This is a genomic window from Streptosporangium minutum (genome assembly GCF_002149035.1).
GTDB lineage: Bacteria > Actinomycetota > Actinomycetes > Streptosporangiales > Streptosporangiaceae > Streptosporangium > Streptosporangium minutum.
Genome location: NZ_NGFP01000032.1, coordinates 23,191 through 40,831, shown reverse-complemented (window position 1 = coordinate 40,831; position 17,641 = coordinate 23,191). Strand labels below are relative to the sequence as shown.

The window sequence follows — 17,641 nt, the reverse complement described above, 5'->3', positions numbered from 1 at the left end:
CTCAACGAAACGTTGATCGGCAATGGCATTGGCGTACACGGTCCCGAGGAGGCCATCATAGAAGCTCGTCGTCGTCACGCGACTCAGACCCGGAATGCGTTGTCGGGCAGCCGTGGCGCCACCGCGTCGGGGACCCATCGCGCGTACCGCCGGTGCACCGCGTCGAGGTGTCCCCGGTACAGGTCGATCATCTGCCGCAGGATGACGAACAGATGCTCCACGACGGCTGGCGTGAGGTGACGCTCCTCGGACAGCAGCAACGCGGGCAGCCCCGCGTGGTCGCCCTCGACGTCGTCGTCCTCGTGCGCGCGGAACACCTTGATCAGGTGGTCCGGCACGCCGTGGTCACGGGCGAGCAGGTCCAGCACGTCGTCGCCCGTTCGCACCCCGCCGGGCCGTGGCGCCGGCACCTCGGGCAGCACGAGCGCCGCCGCGAACTGCGCCACACCCTGCCAGGCGAAGGCGCCGTAGGCGTGGCTGTAGGCCATCGTCTCGATAGCCTCCGGCGCCCGGCGCAGGGCCTCGACGTCGAGGCCGGCGGCGTTGAAGCCGCTCAGCAGCAGTTCACCGTGGCCGGACTCCGAGTTGCGGAAGTCCTCCAGTGCCGCGCGCTGGGCGCCGGTCATGTCGTGCCGGAACACCGGCTCGCTGGACCAGCGGGCGGTCCGTACGACGAAGTAGGTCTCCGCCAGGAACCCGAGCGCGAGTCCCGGGTTCGGGCCTTCTGCCAGGGCGCGCAGCAGAGGCGCGTCGCGGACCGCGGCCGGGAACCGGCGGCGGAACACGTCGAGCAGCCGGCACGCCACGTACGCCCCGGGCACGTGCTCCTGCTGGGCGGCGTCTGGGTCCACCAGCAGGCCGGTGCTGAACAGCCGCTGGACAGCCGCGCGCGCCTCCCGTTCGTCGCATTCGAGCCAGCCGCGCACCTCCGACAGCAGCTGCTGCGGCGGCACGCCGTGCGCCAGCCGCGTCAGGTCCGGGGTTTCGGCGGTGCGCGCCGAGAACTCGGCGCGGTACGTGCCGTCCTCGATGCGCACCACGCCGTCGTCGACGGTCAGGGACGCGCGGTCGCTGAACCGCGGGCGTACCGCGAAATCAATGACGTCAGACATCGGTCCTACCTTTCAACGGGTTTCATGAAGACGCGGGTTTCATGAAGACGCGGGTTTCATGAAGACGCGGGTTTCACGAAGACGCGGCCCTGAGTGTCGATGCGGTGCAGCAGCACCCGGCGGTCCAGTCCGGCGAGGTATTCATCGGTGGCTCGCGTGGCGCCGCTCAGCTTGCCGTAGTCATCGACGATGACCACGCCGCCCGGCACCACTCTCGGATACAGCTCACGCAGCTCGTGCAGGGTCGACTCGTACTGGTCGGTGTCCAGGCGCAGCAGTGCGATGCTGTCCGGCGCGTGTCCGGGGACGGTGTCCTGGACGAACCCAGTCACGCAGTGCACACGCGCGCCCGGGTACCCCGCCGTGGTGATCCGTTTGTGGATGTCGGCGGCGGAGGTGCCGGTCGACATGTACGACGGCGTCGCTGCTTCGGCGCCGAGCGTCTGCTCCTCCGCTCCGACCATGCCGTCGCGGTCGCCGGCCGGTTCCCAGGCCCAGTCGAACGTGTCGAACAGGTACAGGTCGCGGTCCTCGACCCGGTGGTGGAGCAGGGCCAGCGCGGCCAGCAGCATGCTGCCGCCCCGCCAGACGCCGCACTCCACCACGGCACCGGGGATCGCGTTGGCGGCGATGTGGCCCACCGCCGACCACAGGGCGTACTGCGCGGCGGCCGAGGTGAGGGTGAGGTCCTCGCACTGCCGGGCGGCCTCGAGGAAGTCGGGGTCCTGGTCGAGGTCGGGAGCGGCGGAAACGACCTTGGCAATTTCCGCATTTACGTCACGTAGTACAACGCCCGGTTCTTCGGCGACGATCCGGGCTGTGCGCAGGTGCCCGAGCAGGGTTTCGACCGCCTTCCGGTCGAGCCCGGTGAGCGGGGCGAGCGCCTCGTGGAGGTCCTGTGCCGTCGTGCCGCGCGCGATCTCCGCCAGTACAACCAGGACGCCCGGATCGACCTGCCAGAGGGTGAACGGCCGGTCGGCGTGGCCGAGGACGAGCCGGCCGTCCCTGACCGCCACGAACGCCCCGTCGGTCAGCTTCACGGCGTCGCCCCTTCCCGGTCCAGCGCGCCGCGCCGGACCAGCTCCCGTACGAGCGTCGCGGCCTCGGCCAGGCCCGGCGGGCCACCGGCGGCGCGGATCGCCTCGCTCCATCCGGCGAGGGTCCGCGCCGCACCCGGCTCCAGCGCGGCCAGGAATCCGTCGAGCCAGCCGCCGCCGCGTACGCGCATGACGTGCCCGTTGGCCGCGAGGTGCGTCGTGTCGTCCACGGCCAGCGTCGCCACGGCCGACACGTCCGGGACCGTGAGCAGGTCGGCGGCCACGAGGTCGGGGCACGGCCGCGGCGGCGGCACCACCTCGAAGTTCGACGCGGTCCGGCGCCGCAGTCGGCCGAGGCGCGTCTGCAGGTCCAGGCCGGTGTCTTCAAGGATGCGGGACAGGGTCTTGCGCACGGCCGCCTCGACGGCGTCGGCCCGGTCGGTGCCCGCCTCCCCCGGCGTGCCGCCCAGGTACCGGGCGGTGCCCAGGTCGGCCTCGGCCTGCTTGCGCAGCCGTCGCAGCACCGTGGCGAGCCGGTCGTCCCACTGATAGTGCGCCACGTGCAGGGACACCGTCGCCGCGCCGTCGGAGGTCGCACAGTGCCAGCGGTCCGACGGCCAGTACATGACGGTGCCCGCGCCGCCCTCGACCACGGTGGCTGTGTCGCGGTGGTCCTCGACGCGCACCGACGCGGGCAGGTTCACCTGACGCTGGAGCGCCTCGGCGCCGGCGATGGGGGCGAACACGTCGAAGGGCCACGTGTAGTAGCGTTTGGTGCCGCTGATGACGTGGGTGAAGACGCCTGCGGTGTCCTTGTGGATCAGCGTCGGCGCGGTGCCGTACGCGGAGGCGATGAGATGGCAGTCGACGCCGCCGGCCGACCCCGGACCGGTCGCGGCCAGGACGGCGTCGACCTGGCGGCGCAGGATGCGCCAGAAGTCCCAGTCGAACTGCTGGAGCGAGTTGATGGTCAGCGCGAAGGACGTCACCTGACCGCGCAGACGGCTGGCGTATCCGGCGAAGCCGCTGTCCCGTTCGCGATCGGGCAGGTATGGGGCGAGCTGGGTGGGATTGACGATGTTGTCGTCGGTGAAGAGCCGCACGTCCTGCGGGTCGGGCAGCGTCGTGCGGCTGGCCGCGGCGGTGCACGCGAGCGCGAACAGCCGCTCCCCCGTGAAGGCGCCGGTGTCCCACGGCGGGTCGATCACGCCGGGCCCGGTCTCCCACAACGCGGCGAGGTCCGGTCGTCCGCTCATCGCAGCGACCGCCTGGCGTGCTCGACGTAGGGGGCGGTGCGCGGATCCCGGGCGCTCAGCGACTCGCCGTGGTCACGGACGAACCGGTCGGGATCGGTGATGCCCTCGTCCTTGAGGAAGGCGGCCAGTTCTCCGCCCTCCGCACCGGCCCACAGCAGGGCGGCCAGTAGCTGCGCATCGGTGCTGGGGGCGAACACGCGGGAGAAGACCTTCCGGCGGCGGAACTCGGGCACCGTCGGCGCGAGCCGGGCCAGGCTGTCGTCGGAGCGGGCCGCGGCGGCGCGTTCCAGCAGCGCCGACACCTCGTCCGGCGGGTTGTCGCTCAGCTCGTCGAGCACGTGGATGAGGTGGATCGGGTCCACCACGGCCATCGCCTGCTCGAGCGTCCGCCAGTACAGCGGCCGGCTCGCGCGGCGCAGCATGCCCAGCCCGTCGATCCATCGCTGGACGTTGGACGTGCGGTGGAAGGCGGCGGGCAGGTACCCGGTGCCGGGGCCGATGAACTCGTGCGGCCGATGCGCGGGCCCGCCCGCCGCGGGTGCGCGTCGCACCGCTACCGTCACCGACGGTTTCTCGATCCAGTAGAGCTCGTGGACGAGCGCTGGCAGGATCGGCACGACCGACGCGGCGCGCATCATGGTGCGGCTGGTTGCCGCCAGCGTCGCGGACGTGACGCCGTCGCCAAGCGCGTCGAGTGCGGAGAAGTCGTACTCGAGGTGGACGCGGCGGCCGCTGAGCGCCAGGAACGCCCCGGACGACACGTGCTTGTGCAGGGTAGAGGCGTTCTGCAGCCAATACAGCACGTCGACCCGGATCGTCTCGGTCTGGACCACGGTGATGCAGGCGTTGCCGAAGTAGTTCTCCCACGACTGGTCCGGCCAGCCGCGCGGGTCCGCCAGCAGCTCCGCGAGGAGCAGGCCCGGGTCCACCCGGGCGAGTGCCGTCGAGTCCGCGAGGACCGTGGCCAGCGCATGCGCCGAGCGGTCGTCGTCGGCCGCATCGGCCTGCGCCTCGACGGCGGTCAGAGCGTCCTGGAGTTCACGGAACGCGTCGATGGTGCTCACTTCGGCCCCTTGTCGTCGTCGGTCGGTCAGGTCGGTATGCCGTGCCGCCACGGCGCGTCGGTGGGCAACCGGGCCCCGCCGCGGCTGGCCGAGGCGTACGGTACGGTCGCCGCCCCCGGCACCAGCACCCGCACCACGGTCCAGTCGGGTCCGTGCAGCGGCAGCCGGACGGTGATCGGCCCGCGGCCCGTGGCGGCGAGCCGGCGCACCAGGTGCTCCAGCTGTCCGGGCGCGTCGTGGTAGGGCATCTCGGGTACGGCATGCGGACGCTGGGCGTCCAGGTACCGGCGGCACTCGTCGATGACGGACGGCTGCCGCCACCGCGCGTGCACGGAGCTCGTCGCGGCGCCCGCGCGGTGTGCGCGCACGCCCTCGTGGTGGACCTGGCAGAGCTCCAGCATCGCCGAGTCGACGGCCTCGTCGAAGGTCAGGCCGGAGCCGCTGGAGCGCACGAGTAGCCCGGCGTGCGGGTCGTGGTGGAAGGCGTGCACGTCGGGCATGAGGTATTTCCGGTTCGGCCAGTGCAGGATCCAGAGGTCGCCGCGGAAGGCGCCGGCCAGGCCGAGGCGGCGCAGGGAGGCCGCGCCGTCCAGCCGGTGCGCGGGTCGCATCCCGGTGAAGTGGTGGTAGAGGCTGTCGCGCTCGAGCACCTCGCGCAGGCCGCGCAGGGTGGCGTCCGCGACGTCCGGCGCCGCCGCGAGACCGGTCGTGCCGCCGTAGGTGGGCCGGTTGGCACCGACGTAGGGGAATGCGACCAGGGCCTTGGGCACGGCGACGGTGCCGTGGCCGGCCAGGTCCGTGCCGTCGACGTAGTCGGCCGTGGGTGCCGGATCGTTGTCCCAGGCGTCGCCGTACGGATGGAACTGCGACAAATCAACCCGGGGTGACGTCGCGGCCGCCGGCGGCAGACTCCAGTTGGCCTCGTAGGCCGCGTACCGTTCGACGGCCTCACCGACCGCGCCGGTCACCGCGCTCCGCGCGTCGGTCCCCTTGCCGCTGTTGCCCTCCAGGTGGTCCTGGCCGGCGGCGGGGGTCCGGCAGGTGGCGATGTGGCTGCCGACGACCGCCCCTGGCCGGACCTTCAGCCCGCGCACCATCCCGAACGTCCACGCCTGCGTGTCCGGCACATCGCGGAAGACCGTGCGGCGCACGGCGGCGGGAGTGGCGAAGGAGACCTGCCGCCCGGTGCCGGCGAGGACGGCGTCGTCCGCGGTGCGGCGGGCCGCGGCCAACACGGCGCGGACCAGGCCGTCCGGGTCGGTGCGCAACTGCCACAGCGTCGTGGAGGGGCGGTCGTGCAGGCCGAGTCCGGCGAGCCGGTGCTCGAACGCCCAGCGCCGATCGGGTCCGGGTCCGGCGAGTCCGCGCTCGGTGAGCGGCCTGGGGCCGGTCACGTACAGACCCTCGAAAGACTCGCCCACGCTCAGGAGCCGGCCCGTGGGCAGGGTGCGGGCCAGTGCGTCGTGGGCCGCCCGGCGATGCGTGATGATCAGGACCAAGGTGCCCGGTAACGGCGGCCGCCCGAGCGCCCACCGGCCCTGCCCGGCGGCGGTCAGCCGGCGGGCCAGCTCGGCGCACGCGCGGGCCGGCACGCCAGCGCCGCGCACGAGTACGCCCGTCACCGGCGCGTCGGGCCCGGAGTCGTCCGGGTCGACATCATCGGCGGGTGCGCGGGGCTCGATAAAACCCGCGCCCACCGCGTTGTCGACGCCTATGGCCTGCGCGATTGCGGAGGCGTCGACCGTCGCGGTCGCAAGGTGGAGCAGTGAAAGCTTCGGGCCCAAGAGAAATGCACTCGCCCCCCGGACGGCCGTGACCACCCAAGGGGCGAGCCGATAGGCGAAATCGTTGCCGGTGGATGTCACGGAATGTGATCCGGAGACGTCCGGATACGAATTCGCCATGCGCAGCGTTAGTAGGACTTCGGCTGCAGAATGATGGGGTTGCTGTCGAGTTCCATCATCTCGACAGTGAACGGCACGTGCTCTTCGTCGGTGCCCGGGGTGGGAAGCTCGGACTCGGGAGGCAGATTCTCGGCCATGCATACCTCTTTCGAGGGTGGACGACAATTCTGACAAAAGTTAACAGCCGCCGACATCGAATTCAATGGGGACGGGCTGGCGGGAATGGTAGACCGTTGTTAAGGTCGGCATTCGACGAGGACGAATTACGTTGACATGTCTTCTGAAGGGTCGTTGCATGGTGGGTCATGCTGGCGTGCCAGAACTCTGGGCATTGGACCGGATCGAAGAGGTCGCGTCGCCCTATCATGACTGGGTGCCGCAGGACGAGCCGGTGTTATCCGAGGGCGTCGTGCTGAAGGCCGACGCCGACGGTGTCGAGATCGTCCGCGCCGGGACCGTTGTCGGCCGGATCCGGGGTGCGTTGTGGTCGACCGCCCTGGCCGGGCACCTTGCCGCGCGGCCGCCGCGCGCCGCGGGCGACCTGGCACGGGAGCTGTCCGTCCCCTTCTCTCAGCTGGCCGACGCGCTCACGACACTGGAACGGCTCGGCGTCGTGCGCACGGCGCTGGCCGAACGATGCTCCTGGGGAAGCGCCTGATGGATGTCGATCCGTTCGCTCCGCGTGTCTTCGACGATGTGCTGCCCCCGGCGCTGCTCGAAGTGCTCAGCGTCGCGGCCGCCGTGTTGCCGAACCGCACGCTGTCCTTCTGGACCGGCCTCGACGCACCCGAGCCGCCGCTCATCGCGACCGTCCTACGCCACCTGAAGGCGCTGGTCGGACTCCCCCAGCTCGAACGGCCCGACGCCGGAGTCGAGTGGTGGGTCCGCCGAGCCCCCGCCTACCACTTCCAGCCCTGGCACGTCGACAAGGACGAGGCGCTGTTCATGCGCGACGGCGTCGTCCGGCCGCCGGCCGCCGCCAGCATCCTCTACCTCAGCGATGCGGGTGGAGCGACCATCTTCTCCTCCCAGGTCTGCGACCAGGAGGGCGCGGCGCTCGTCCCCCGCCGCCTCGAACGCGCGTGGACCATCGCGCCGCGCCGCAACCGGTTCGTGGTCGCCCGGGGCGACGCCGTACACGCGGTGCTGCCCAGCCGCGAGCACGCGCAGCAGGTCCGCACCAGCATGCCGATCAACTGGTGGCCGAGCCCGATGGTCAGCAACGCACGGCTGGCGACCGAAGCCGCCGACCACGAGGCCCTGGCACAGCTGACCGACACGCCGGTGCCGGCCGAGCGGTCGAATCCGGTGCCGGTGCCGCTGCGCACGTGGTACGCCGCCGACCTGCCCCGCCCGGTCGAGCAGCGCTGGCCCGCGTGGAAGGCCGCGCCACAGGCCTGACGGCACGCCGCCGCTTACTGAGCCTGGATCCACGGGGCGGAATCTGACGCAGCGGTCGTGAAATGAAGTGAGGTGCCCTTCGAGCTGGGATGATGGGAGTTCTGACGCTTCCAGCAGCCCAACGACAAAGGACACCTCGTAAGTGCGATTCTCCCACGCCGCCAGCCGTACGCATGCGATCTTCGACGATGAGCACGTGATCGCCTACGGTGGGCTGGCCCCGGTGATGCGGCTGGCCGAGCGGTGCGGGCTGGAGCGGCTGGCCGGTGAGCGGGTGGCCCTGGCCGCCCCGGACGGCGCCCACGCTGAAGCCAAGGTCAGCGCGATCGTGGCCGGGATGGCCTGCGGCGCCGACAGCATCACCGATCTGGACGTGCTGCGGCACAGCGGGATGAGCACCGTGTTCGACGGCGTGCGCGCGCCGTCCACGCCGGGCTCCTTCTTGCGTGCTTTCACCTGGGGCAACGTCCGCCAAGCCCACCGCAGCGAGATCCGCATCGGCTACGCCCGCGTCTCCACCGCCGGCCAGAACCTCGAACGCCAACTCGACGCGCTCAAAGCAGCCGGATGCCGCCGCGTCTTCACCGACAAGAAATCCGGCAAGACCGCTGCCCGGCCCGAGCTCCAGGCGTGCCACGTCTTCCTCCAGGAGGGCGACACTGGTCGTGCCCTCCCTGGATCGCTACAGCCGTTCTCTGGCCGACCTCATCACCATGGTCGGTGACCTCCGCAAGCGCGAGATCGGCTTCACCTCGCTGCACGAGAACCTCGACACCACCCCCCGGCGGCCGGCTCATCTTCCACGTCTTCGCCGCCCTCGCCGAGTTCATCCGCGAACTCATCGTCGTCGGCACCCGCGACGGCCTGGCCGCGGCCAAGGCCCGCGGCCGCACCGGCGGCCGCCCCACCGTCATCACTCCCGAACTCCTGCGGGCAGCGCGGGACATGCTGCCCAACCCGGGGTGGCCGTAGTTGCCGCCGAAAATCGGGCGGATATCGCTGGCCAGCGATGATGCGGCCGATTGGCCGTGCCGATCAGGTGCTCGCCTGGAGCATGGCGAAGTCGGCATGGGCCTGCTCTACGACCCCGGGATACGCCTGCCGCTTCTCGTGCTCGGCCAGCGCGGTAGATGCTAGCCAGGCTAGGGTGCTGCCCCTTGCGCTTGCCGGTGGGGATGATCAGGTCCGGGCGGATGTCCTCCACCGACTCGCCGTTCACGCGGCGGCGGAGCACGGTGTGCAGCATGTCGTCGGTGATCACCGGCGGACGTCCGCCGTGGTTTCCCTTGCGGGCTGCGGCACTCAAGCCTTCCAAGGTGGCCTCGCGGATGTTCTCGCGTTCGGTCTCGGCCATCGCGGCGAAGAAGGCGAACAGCACCCGCCCGGTGCCGGACGGGTCGTAGATCCCGGTCAGCGGCCCGGCGAGCATCTCCAAGGCGATGCCGTGCGCGGTGAGGTGGTCGGCCAGCGCGGTCAGCTCGGCCGAGTCCCGGCCCAGCCGCTTCATCTCGTACACGGTGAGGATGACCCGGCAGTGCGGGGCGTGCGCCTTGATCTCGCGGCAGGCCTGCAGGGCGGCTTCGAACTTCGGGCGGACCCGCACGCGGGTGGATACCTTCTCGGCGAAGATCTTCTCGCGCGGGATGCCGTGCGCGGCCAGCGCGGCCAGCTGAGACTGAAGTTCCTGGGTGAGGTGGGAGCAGCGGGCGTAGGCGACGCGGATGTCCATGGCCGGGGTGTCGGCGGGGATCGGCGCCGGCGGCGGGGTGCCTGGCGCCGCTTGTAGGACCGCAGTTCGGCTGGGTCGACGGCGAGCTGGTCGGCCAGCCTGGCCACCGCCACCGGCGGCGCCGCCGAGACTTTGTCCGGCACGAATCCGAGCCACGGCAACGTGGACAGGGCTACGGCCAGCCCCAGCCGATCGGCCGGACCTCGGCCCCGGCCGGGATCGACGAACGCGACATCAGCTGATGTCAGGGTGAAGAACCGGAACAGCTCGTCTCGACCGATCTCCGGGAATCCCCGCAGCCGCTCCAGATCCTCATCCGCGAACACCTGCGTCGCCAAGAACGACCTCCAGCCGGTCCCACAGATATCAAGCTCAGAAGCCTATTCAGCTATATCCGCCCGATTTTCGGCGGTTACTACTGGGACCCCAACCCGGAGAACTCGATCACCTCGATCGCCAAGCTGCTCGGCGTCTCAGCAGGGACGTTGTACAACCACATCCCCGACCTGCAGCAACTGCGCGCCGGCCAGACCACACGTGCTCTCGACCCCACCGCCCTGCCAGCAGCCTCATGATCGCCTGGCTGGGACCCGCCGACTTCCCCGAGCATCGTCGCGACGCGCTACTGCGCCGATTGGTCTGGGAGGCCGACACCGACGAGCCCGAGGCCCTGGCAGCACTGGCCGTCGCCAGGGCTGCTCAACCCTGCCGCGTCCTCACCGGATCCGTCGCGCTCAGGCGGCCAGGTCGACGGTTGTGAAGTCGACCTCTTTCAGCAGTGGGTCGAACGGATCCGGCCGGTGACGTAGTTCGTCGGTGGCGTAGGCGCCGAAGCGGCTGATGTGGGAGCGCGGGTAAGGCGCGATCTGGCCGAGCTGGTCGGCGGTGATCTGCCAGCCTTCGGCGACCAGCTGCCGGACGATGCCGGAGATGTCCAGGGCGTTGTGGAAGACGACCAGGTTGGCCAGCAGGGTGTTGAACTTGATCAGTTTCTCCGGCTCTTCGGGGTCGTTGTCGGCCAGCACCCCGCCGAAGCCGAGCCACTTGGAGAAGCCGTTGTAGGACTCGACCTTGTTGGTCGCCGCGGTGACCCGCGCCCGTAGCGCCGGGTCGGCCAGATACCGCAGCAGGGCGACGGTGCGCACGCTGCGCCCGACCTCGCGGAAGGCCTTGTAGATGCGGTTCTTGCGGGAGTTGGACCGCAGCCGCCGCATCAGCGTGGCCGAGCTCAGCCGACCCTCGCTGATGGAGGTGGCCACCTGCATCAGGTCGGTCCAGTGCTTGTCGATCAGCTTCCAGTCGATGACGTTGCGGCCGCTCTCGCCGAACAGCTGGTCGATGTGCGGGTAGGCGATCTTCTTTGAGGCGCGGAAGAAGATCAGGTCCTTGAAGTTGCGGATGCGTGGCATCGGGTCGAACCCGAACAGCGTCGCCAGGGCGAAGACCGGGAAGTTCTGGCCCTGGGTGTCGGCGTGCACCGGGGAGGGCTGGATGTCGGCGGTGTTGGCCAGTAGCCCTTCAATCAGGTGCACCGCCTCCCACACCCCGCACGGGATGAACCGGGAGAACAGCACCACGTAGGTGTCGGAGATGTAGTGGTAGGCGATGCCGCCGAGTCCTCCGTACCGGATGCTGGTCTCGGCCAGGAGATTATCGATGTAGGTGTCCACCTGGGTACCGTCGGCGGCCACCGTGCTGCCGTCCCCCCAGGCCTTGACCACATCCAGCTCGGCGAAGGCATTGACCACATCGACGACCGCGGCGTTCAGCTTCTTCAGGGTGATGTGCCGGTTGCGGACCATGGACAGCTCGCGGGCGGTGACGCCGGTGATGTGCTTGGCCGCCTCGTAGGGGCCGATGTTGATGCCGCCGGTGAACACCGCCAGCGAGTACCGCCCCAGCTTGTCCTTGATCTTGGGGTCGGAGCCGGAGGCCGGGCCGAAGTGGCGATACCAGGTGAGCCGGTGGGCGGTGCGCGCGACGATGGACAGCAGCGAGCGTTCGGGCATGCGCCGCTCGATCTCGGCCGCCAGCGGTTCGGCCTCGGCATCGCTGCCCTTGCCGGGGCGGCGTTTGAGGGTGGGCACGCCGCCTTCGTCGATGACCAGGTCGGCGTTGTCGAGGTAGCCGGCGTCCAGCTGCGCGGCCGCGCTCAGGTGGGCGTCCTTGAGGCGGGCGACGAAGCCGGCGGGGGTGTCGGGCAGCCCGACCTTCTCACAGAAGGCGGCCAGTTTCGGCTGGCACTCCTCCCAGGGCAGCAGGTGGGCGCCCCAGTCGGCGTACTCGTTCGAGCCGAGCACGGCTACGTCGCCGGTGCGCAGTTCCTCGGCCAGGTAGCAGAGCACCATCGCCTCGAAGTGCCGCCGCGCCACCATGCCAGGCCGCCTGCGGTCGGTCACCGCGCGCCGCCAGTTACCCGAGGCGAACGCGATACCCGACTCCGGCTCATCCTCCTGCACCGGTGGCGGCAGCGGGATGAAGTCGCGCCGCTTGGGTGAATGCTCGCGGGCGTGCGCCAGCGCGGCCAGCACCGGATCGTCGCTGGAGGTGGCCTTCAGCCGCAGCTTGCCCGCCAGCTCAAACAGCGCCGGCCGGTCCTTCTTGAAGAACCGGTACACGCCGGGCTGGTCGAGGCGGTGCAGGAGCAGGCCGAGCTGGTCAAGGGGATAGGTAAGGTCAAGGTCGGTGTAGGCGAGGATGGGTGAGGATAGGCCAGCCGTCGTTCAGCAGCCGAGCCAGGCCCCACAGCACGGCTCCGCCTTTGGCGCTGTCGCCGAGGTGGGCCGGGTGCGTGGCGACGCTGATGTTGACCTGCGGATGGGCCGGGGCGGTCTCCAACACGGCGCGGGCCGCGCGGGCGGATGCGGCATCAGGTGCTTCGTCAACGAGCAGCACGTGCGCGCGGGCGCCGGGCCGGGCGTCGAACAGCCAGGCGAGCTGGGCGAGTTTGACGCCGATGGCGTCAAGGCCGTCGGGGCTTGGAGGCTGGGGGCGCTGATGCGTCCTGCCTCATCGCGCATCGGGATGACCAGCCCGATGCGCGGGTCGGCGGTGGCGTCGTTGATGAAGGCCTTGGAGCGGGCTGCCTTCACCGCGGCGATCATCGCGTGGATGTGCACAGCGGCTGGGATCTTGTCGCGGTGGTTCTTGGTGAGCGCTCGGGTGAAGGCGATCAACAAGGCATCGTCGAAGTGGTCCAGGGGGCGTTGGCCGTCGCATCCGGTGAGATGGTCGGCGGCCAGGTGCAGGCGGTGTGCGGCGGCCAGGTGCGCGCAGGCCCGGTCGAGGTGTTCGGAGGCTGCGCGGGCCTGCTCGGGGGTGTCGACACCGGCGACGAGGTCGTCGAACCACACCTGCAGCGCCCGGGTCAGTCCGCCGGTGTGGGAGGAGAGGTCCTCCAGCAGCGCGGCGCGGCGGCGCATGAGGGGGTCGGTGAGCGCGGCCAGGCGGGTGCGCTCCAGCACCTGGCGTGCGGCGTGGGCCAGAGGGTCGCTGATGTGGCCGCGGGCTGCGCGGGCCACGGTGAGGGCGCGCAGGCCCTCCTCGCGCCGCAGGTCCAGGCGCGGCACGGCCAGCGCATCGGTCAAGACGCCGAGCACGGCGCCGGGGTCGGCCTCGACCGCGGCTTCGGCGAACCGTTCGTCGGCGGTGAAGTCAAGCTCCAGGCTCTCGGGACGGTGGGCCAGGGCGGCGATGGCGCGGGTGAAGCGGTGGCAGCCGCGGCCGGTGGGAAACAGATGCTCTTTCAGCCGGGTGGTGGCCGAACGCAGGCCGGGCCGGACGGCGACCAGCAGGGCCAGCGCCTCCACCGGCAGGTCGGTGCGTTCGTCGAGGACTGCGGCGATGCGGTCGGCGGCGGGTTGGCGGCTGATGGTCAGCAGGGTGCGCACGGTGGCCGCATCGGCGGTCGCGGCCAGATGAGCGGCCAGGTCACTGAACTCCGGCAGGGGCGCTTGCCGGGTGAACAGGGGGCTGGCGGGTGTGTCTGCGCCGGCGGATGGGGTGCTGGTTGTCAACGGAGCCTCCCGGCGATCAGTTTGGCGGCCTGCGGCGCCGTGTGGACGGGGTAGAGCAGGTTCTGACGTAGGAAGGTCCGCTCGAACGCCGACAGGGCGCCGTGGATGACGACGGTGGCGTTGGTGATGGTGAAGCGCTCCTCGTCTCGCCTCAGGCGGTGCAGCAGCTGGCGGACCTGCGCCTGCTGCGGCCGGACGGCGTCGGCGCAGACCTGGTGCTGGGCCAGGGGGCAGCGCAGCCGGCAGTTGGTGGCGGGAGCGTCGTAGTGGCCGTTGTAGTCGGGGATGTGGTGGCCGCGCAGCGCATCACGCTCAGCGCGCATCGTGGCCGCAGCGCCGCTGGTGTAGCCGCCCCGGGCCAGAAGCCGCCGAGTCCGGGCATCGACATCGAGGCTGGACAGGGACGCGGCATGCGCGCGGCCCACCTCGCCCGGCGTGGGGACGGAATGACGCGCGGAGCTTCGGCGAGCTGTCGCAGGTCGTCCAGGGCATGACGGTGTTCAGGCCGCTTCCGCGGGCGCCGGGTAGGTCGCGCGGGCCCGTTTCCGGACCTCGTCCACCACCGGTGAGCTGGTGAATGCCACCGACACCGCGCTCAGCCAGGCCGTCTCCGCATCGATGCTGGGTACCGAGGAGGTGCGCACGGCGGGCGGTTGCGGCCAACTGCGCCCGGACTTCCGGGCCACCAGCGCGGCGGCCAGCCCGGCGGCCGCCACAGTCGGCTCGTCCTCGGCGGCGGCGTGCCGGCAGGCCGACTCGCGCACCCAGTCCGCCAGTTCGGGTGGCACATGCTGGCGCAGGGCCAGCAGTCCGTCCCGGATCTCGATCAGCTTGCGATACAGCGCGAACTCCGCGCCACACCGGGCAGTCGGCGGCAACGCGATCCTGGGTAACGCGGCCACCAGCACCGACCACAGCGGCGTTACCGCGCGGACGTCGCGCCGGGCCGTCAGCCACCGCAGCGGTCGCTCCACCATGCCCTGCCAGGTGGTCACCACCGCGCCCACGACCCACAGCGCCATTGCCATCAGCCCGATCATCCGGCCGATGGGCAGGAAGTCGTCACCGGACAGGCCGGTCACCGACAGCCAGAGCGTGGGAAGGCCGGAGTACAGGCCCCAGACCACGGTCACCGCCGAGGCCGTCACGATCACCCGCAGTCCGGTGCGGAAGCTGCCGGGCGGGCACTGCCGGGCATGCCGGGTGAGCACTCGCATGAACGTCATGAGGCAGCCGACCGCGTATCCGACCAGCACCACCTGGTATCCGACGGCGCCGAACCGCCAACCGAAACCGGGAGCGTCGAACTGATCGACATGCAGCACCACGTCAACGAAGCACACCGCCATCAGCGCCCAGCACAGCACCAGCGGCCACAGCCGGGTGCGCGGTACGGGGGTCTGGACGGCGCGGGCCAGCCGCATCAGGAAGTGCACAGCCAGCACCTGCAACGCGTTGCTCACCAGCCGGCACACCAGAGCCACCGTGGGCAGGTCATGGGCGAGCAGCAATCGCACGGTCGGTTCGGCCGAGACCGCCAGCGCTGCCGCCATGCTCAGGAAGAACCCCAGCAGGTATCGCATACCGGGGCTCAACGGGATGCGCCGCGCGGTGGCCAGCTTGCCCGCGCTGATCAGCACCAGCAGCCCGGCCGCGAAATAGCTGATCACCTCAGTCACCGGGGCCGAACGCCGAGTGCAGGCGTTCCAGTTCGCTGCTCACTGGTTCGGCGGGCACGCCGCGGCGGGCCTTGTGCATGATCAGCGAAGCGACCATCTCCGCCTCCTGCTCCTGCTGTTCGGCGTAGGTCGTGCGGCCCAGCACCCGCCGTACGAGTTCGACCGGAAGGTTCGGCATGAGCACCGAGGAGACCGTCTCGTCCAGTCCGCTGGAGCCTACGTGGCCGCACAAGAGATGGCCCAGCTCGTGCAGCAGGATGTGCTCCTGGTGCAGGGGGCTGGTGTCGGCGGTGTAGAAGACGTAGTCGGTCCGGTCGGTCGCCGCGAGCACGCCGCACGGCGTGCTGGGTTGTGCCGCCAGCGGGATCAGCTCGATGGGCCGGCCTCTTCCGGCGGCAAGCCCGGCGACGAGCGTGGCGACGTCAAAGGGATCTGGTATATCCACAGTAGACACGATCTGTGCGCAGTGTCGCCAGAGCGCGTTTCGCGCGTACCGCAACCTCACTCCCTCGGCTTGCGACCGTGCGCCTCCCTGGCGCCGCCCTGTTGCGCCTCGCGGCGCTCGATGGCATCGATGATGTCAGCGACCGTGCCGAGGCCCTCCTCGGAGAGGTTGACCGCACGCAGTGCCACATCGCGCACCGCGCTGTTGCGCAACGCACCGAGTAGCTCCAACTCCTTGGCGATCACCGCGCCCTGTTCGTCGTCGAAGAAGTACGCGGGCGGCACCTGAAAGAAGGCGGCGAGGGCTTCCAGGTGCCGCTTGGTCGGGTTGTCCCTGCGGCCGGTGCGAAGCTGCCAGAGGTAGGTCGCGGAGAAGGTCTCACCGGTGCTCTCCCGGCAGGCCTTGGCCACCTCCTCGTGGCTGTGCTGCTCGCCGTTGGGGCGACGGACCACCTGGAACAGGTGGTCGATCCGGTCGCTGAGCGTGCCGGCCACCGGTGCGCGGTCCTGCTCGTCGGTCATCTGCGCCTCTGGATGGTAGGCGGCAATGTCAACTGATATGAATGACCATGGGGAGATCATTCATATCAGTTGACATTGCCATGATGCATGGCTAGCTTGTGTCTTGATCATATTAGCTGAGATGAATGAGGAAGGGGGCGGATGAAGAAGATGCTGGGTGCCGCCGTACTGGCCGCCGCCGCGATCGTGATCGCGGCGGGGCCGGCGTCGGCGGAAGCCCGTTCGTTCACCGCGACCGCTCAGGGCACAAGCCAGGCCAGCGCGGTGAACAGCGCGGTGTACCACGCCTACAGCAAGGCGGAATGGGCCGGATTCCTGCACTCGCAGTGCTACGTGAGCAACTCCAGCGCGAGGGCCGGAGACCTTCCGGGCAGCTGGTTCGGCACCGCGACAGTCAACTGCCAGCGCTGAGCCCCGGTACGGGAACCAAAGAACAGAAGGAGACTTCAGGAATGCGTTCAATCGTTGCTCGCGGCGTCGTCGCCGCCATGGTCACCGGCCTCGCCGTCCTCGCTCCGGCCGCGGCGTTCGCCGCGCCGGCCGCGACGGGACAGGCGAGCGTGCTCGAGGAGCGCGGCTTCAACGGCATGGCCCTCGAGAACAGCCCCAAAGAGGCCAAGCGCGAGGCGGAGAATGACGCCCGCCGCCAGGCGCTGATCTCGGGCTTCAGCAACGAGCAGTGCGTGCTGCTGTTCGCCGACTCGTCCCGGCTCGGGCCGGGCTACTACTGGGGCAGTGCCTCCATTCGGTGTACCCGCTGATGCCGGCGGTCACAGTCGCGCCCGTGCCGCGCCGCTGACCGCCGTCAACCGCCCGGAGATGGCACCCCCAGCCCACCTCCGGGCGACTGCCCTGCCTGCTCACGATGGACTGACGGCACGGATCACGAACCCCCGAGACCGACGGTGGAGTCGAGCACCCCGTACAGCGCGTGCTCGGGGGTCGGAGAACAACGGACCGGTCCGTTGTCCTTCCCCCGTAGCCCCGCGGCCGGCGGCCACCTGGAGTGGGACACCGACGAGACCGTCGCTCAAGCCGCCCACCGCCTGAGCCTGGACGGGGCCTGGACGCTGCGCAACAGGCAGTCGCTGCTCGGCGTCGAGGAGGAGGTGCCGGCCGAGACGATGCGGTTACTCGGCCAGCATGGCGAGCCCCGCCGCTACGCCGCCAACTTCCTGGAGCACCGCAGTGCGATCTTGGCTGACCTCGACAACCGGGGCGTCGTGCTCGGCGGCCCGCTCTTCGATACCGAGGAGATCGCCGAGCGCGCGGGGATCGCCTCTCGCACCCTCAACTCTTATCTGGCCCGCGACCAGCGGGTACCACCGGAATACGGCAGAAACAGGCCGCGGGACGGCAGAACCGCTGCTCAGCGCTGGGCCAGCGCCTCGTAGGCAGTGGAGCGGCCGATCTTGAGGGTGCGGGCGGCCTCGGTGATCGAGACGCCGTCGTCGACCAGGCGGCGCAGTGTGGCCAG

At 70.4% G+C, this 17,641-nt stretch carries 18 protein-coding genes and 3 pseudogenes; 7 read left to right on the top strand and 14 right to left on the bottom strand.

Going from position 1 to position 17,641, the window contains the following annotated elements; genetic code table 11:
- Positions 1 to 83: 83 nt before the first annotated feature.
- The 6 genes from CA984_RS10050 to CA984_RS48630 form a co-directional block, all read right to left on the bottom strand.
- Positions 84 to 1,112: a hypothetical protein gene (locus tag CA984_RS10050; protein WP_086570542.1), complete on the bottom strand. Its 1,029-nt coding sequence runs from the start codon at positions 1,110 to 1,112 to the stop codon at positions 84 to 86.
- A gap of 56 nt (positions 1,113 to 1,168) precedes the next feature.
- On the bottom strand, positions 1,169 to 2,152 hold the full coding sequence (locus CA984_RS10045; protein ID WP_165781187.1) for a TylF/MycF/NovP-related O-methyltransferase: 984 nt from the start codon (positions 2,150 to 2,152) through the stop codon (positions 1,169 to 1,171).
- Positions 2,149 to 3,405, bottom strand: coding sequence for a hypothetical protein (locus CA984_RS45390; protein ID WP_133061601.1), 1,257 nt, complete (start codon positions 3,403 to 3,405; stop codon positions 2,149 to 2,151). The genes CA984_RS10045 and CA984_RS45390 overlap by 4 nt, the downstream gene beginning before the upstream one ends.
- A complete protein-coding gene (locus tag CA984_RS10040) occupies positions 3,402 to 4,469 on the bottom strand; it encodes a hypothetical protein (protein ID WP_086570538.1) in 1,068 nt (355 codons plus the stop codon). The genes CA984_RS45390 and CA984_RS10040 overlap by 4 nt, the downstream gene beginning before the upstream one ends.
- Positions 4,470 to 4,495: 26 nt before the next feature.
- Positions 4,496 to 6,253 carry a YcaO-like family protein gene (locus CA984_RS10035; RefSeq protein WP_108724550.1) on the bottom strand — a complete coding sequence of 586 codons (1,758 nt, stop codon included), beginning with the start codon at positions 6,251 to 6,253 and terminating at the stop codon, positions 4,496 to 4,498.
- 128 nt (positions 6,254 to 6,381) lie between these two features.
- The gene (locus tag CA984_RS48630; protein ID WP_278248995.1) at positions 6,382 to 6,510 is read right to left on the bottom strand and encodes a hypothetical protein; all 129 of its coding nucleotides are present in this window, start codon (positions 6,508 to 6,510) and stop codon (positions 6,382 to 6,384) included.
- A gap of 236 nt (positions 6,511 to 6,746) precedes the next feature.
- Between CA984_RS48630 and CA984_RS10030 the strand changes: the two genes are divergently transcribed.
- From CA984_RS10030 to CA984_RS49010, 3 genes and pseudogenes are all read left to right on the top strand, one after another.
- Positions 6,747 to 7,031 carry a hypothetical protein gene (locus CA984_RS10030; RefSeq protein ID WP_133061600.1) on the top strand — a complete coding sequence of 95 codons (285 nt, stop codon included), beginning with the start codon at positions 6,747 to 6,749 and terminating at the stop codon, positions 7,029 to 7,031.
- Positions 7,031 to 7,774, top strand: coding sequence for a hypothetical protein (locus tag CA984_RS10025; protein ID WP_086570532.1), 744 nt, complete (start codon positions 7,031 to 7,033; stop codon positions 7,772 to 7,774). The genes CA984_RS10030 and CA984_RS10025 overlap by 1 nt, the downstream gene beginning before the upstream one ends.
- 226 nt (positions 7,775 to 8,000) lie before the next feature.
- Positions 8,001 to 8,746: pseudogene (locus tag CA984_RS49010) on the top strand (recombinase family protein).
- Here CA984_RS49010 and CA984_RS10015 read toward each other — a convergent pair.
- Positions 8,688 to 9,503, bottom strand: a complete 816-nt coding sequence (locus CA984_RS10015) for a recombinase family protein (RefSeq protein ID WP_242675847.1) — start codon at positions 9,501 to 9,503, stop codon at positions 8,688 to 8,690. The pseudogene CA984_RS49010 and the gene CA984_RS10015 sit on opposite strands and share 59 nt — an antisense overlap.
- 38 nt (positions 9,504 to 9,541) lie before the next feature.
- Positions 9,542 to 9,829, bottom strand: a pseudogene (locus tag CA984_RS47780) (DUF4158 domain-containing protein); the annotation flags it as partial.
- Between the two features lie 245 nt (positions 9,830 to 10,074).
- Between CA984_RS47780 and CA984_RS45385 the strand changes: the two are divergent.
- Complete coding sequence (locus CA984_RS45385; RefSeq protein WP_133061599.1) at positions 10,075 to 10,263, top strand: hypothetical protein; 189 nt, start codon at positions 10,075 to 10,077, stop codon at positions 10,261 to 10,263.
- On the opposite strand, the pseudogene CA984_RS10005 reads toward CA984_RS45385, so the two are convergent.
- The 6 genes and pseudogenes from CA984_RS10005 to CA984_RS09980 form a co-directional block, all read right to left on the bottom strand.
- Positions 10,238 to 12,118 (bottom strand): annotated as a pseudogene (locus tag CA984_RS10005) (transposase); the annotation flags it as partial. The gene CA984_RS45385 and the pseudogene CA984_RS10005 overlap by 26 nt on opposite strands.
- Before the next feature lie 108 nt (positions 12,119 to 12,226).
- Complete coding sequence (locus CA984_RS10000; RefSeq protein ID WP_086570529.1) at positions 12,227 to 13,519, bottom strand: hypothetical protein; 1,293 nt, start codon at positions 13,517 to 13,519, stop codon at positions 12,227 to 12,229.
- Complete coding sequence (locus tag CA984_RS09995) at positions 13,516 to 13,944, bottom strand: hypothetical protein (RefSeq protein WP_086570527.1); 429 nt, start codon at positions 13,942 to 13,944, stop codon at positions 13,516 to 13,518. The genes CA984_RS10000 and CA984_RS09995 overlap by 4 nt, the downstream gene beginning before the upstream one ends.
- 75 nt (positions 13,945 to 14,019) lie before the next feature.
- A complete protein-coding gene (locus tag CA984_RS09990) occupies positions 14,020 to 15,189 on the bottom strand; it encodes an MAB_1171c family putative transporter (RefSeq protein ID WP_086570525.1) in 1,170 nt (389 codons plus the stop codon).
- Position 15,190: 1 nt separating this feature from the next.
- Entirely contained in the window at positions 15,191 to 15,643 is a 453-nt protein-coding gene (locus CA984_RS09985; protein ID WP_242675845.1) for a M78 family metallopeptidase domain-containing protein, read from the bottom strand.
- Positions 15,644 to 15,699: 56 nt separating this feature from the next.
- The gene (locus tag CA984_RS09980) at positions 15,700 to 16,164 is read right to left on the bottom strand and encodes a helix-turn-helix domain-containing protein (RefSeq protein ID WP_012891602.1); all 465 of its coding nucleotides are present in this window, start codon (positions 16,162 to 16,164) and stop codon (positions 15,700 to 15,702) included.
- 141 nt (positions 16,165 to 16,305) lie between these two features.
- Between CA984_RS09980 and CA984_RS09975 the strand changes: the two genes are divergently transcribed.
- The 3 genes from CA984_RS09975 to CA984_RS09965 all read left to right on the top strand — a co-directional run bounded on the left by CA984_RS09975 (position 16,306) and on the right by CA984_RS09965 (position 17,558).
- Positions 16,306 to 16,575: a hypothetical protein gene (locus tag CA984_RS09975; protein WP_086570520.1), complete on the top strand. Its 270-nt coding sequence runs from the start codon at positions 16,306 to 16,308 to the stop codon at positions 16,573 to 16,575.
- Positions 16,576 to 16,616: 41 nt separating this feature from the next.
- Complete coding sequence (locus CA984_RS09970) at positions 16,617 to 16,925, top strand: hypothetical protein (protein ID WP_012891600.1); 309 nt, start codon at positions 16,617 to 16,619, stop codon at positions 16,923 to 16,925.
- Between the two features lie 204 nt (positions 16,926 to 17,129).
- Complete coding sequence (locus tag CA984_RS09965; protein ID WP_086570518.1) at positions 17,130 to 17,558, top strand: hypothetical protein; 429 nt, start codon at positions 17,130 to 17,132, stop codon at positions 17,556 to 17,558.
- Positions 17,559 to 17,641 lie beyond the last annotated feature (83 nt).

Coding starts and splice junctions, on each gene's coding strand:
- CA984_RS45385 (WP_133061599.1), top strand. CDS start 10,075: ATGATCGCCTGGCTGGGACCCGCCGACTTCCCCGAGCATCGTCGCGAC.
- CA984_RS09980 (WP_012891602.1), bottom strand. CDS start 16,164: ATGACCGACGAGCAGGACCGCGCACCGGTGGCCGGCACGCTCAGCGAC.
- CA984_RS48630 (WP_278248995.1), bottom strand. CDS start 6,510: ATGGCCGAGAATCTGCCTCCCGAGTCCGAGCTTCCCACCCCGGGCACC.
- CA984_RS10025 (WP_086570532.1), top strand. CDS start 7,031: ATGGATGTCGATCCGTTCGCTCCGCGTGTCTTCGACGATGTGCTGCCC.
- CA984_RS10050 (WP_086570542.1), bottom strand. CDS start 1,112: ATGTCTGACGTCATTGATTTCGCGGTACGCCCGCGGTTCAGCGACCGC.
- CA984_RS10015 (WP_242675847.1), bottom strand. CDS start 9,503: ATGGACATCCGCGTCGCCTACGCCCGCTGCTCCCACCTCACCCAGGAA.
- CA984_RS09975 (WP_086570520.1), top strand. CDS start 16,306: ATGAAGAAGATGCTGGGTGCCGCCGTACTGGCCGCCGCCGCGATCGTG.
- CA984_RS09970 (WP_012891600.1), top strand. CDS start 16,617: ATGCGTTCAATCGTTGCTCGCGGCGTCGTCGCCGCCATGGTCACCGGC.
- CA984_RS45390 (WP_133061601.1), bottom strand. CDS start 3,405: ATGAGCGGACGACCGGACCTCGCCGCGTTGTGGGAGACCGGGCCCGGC.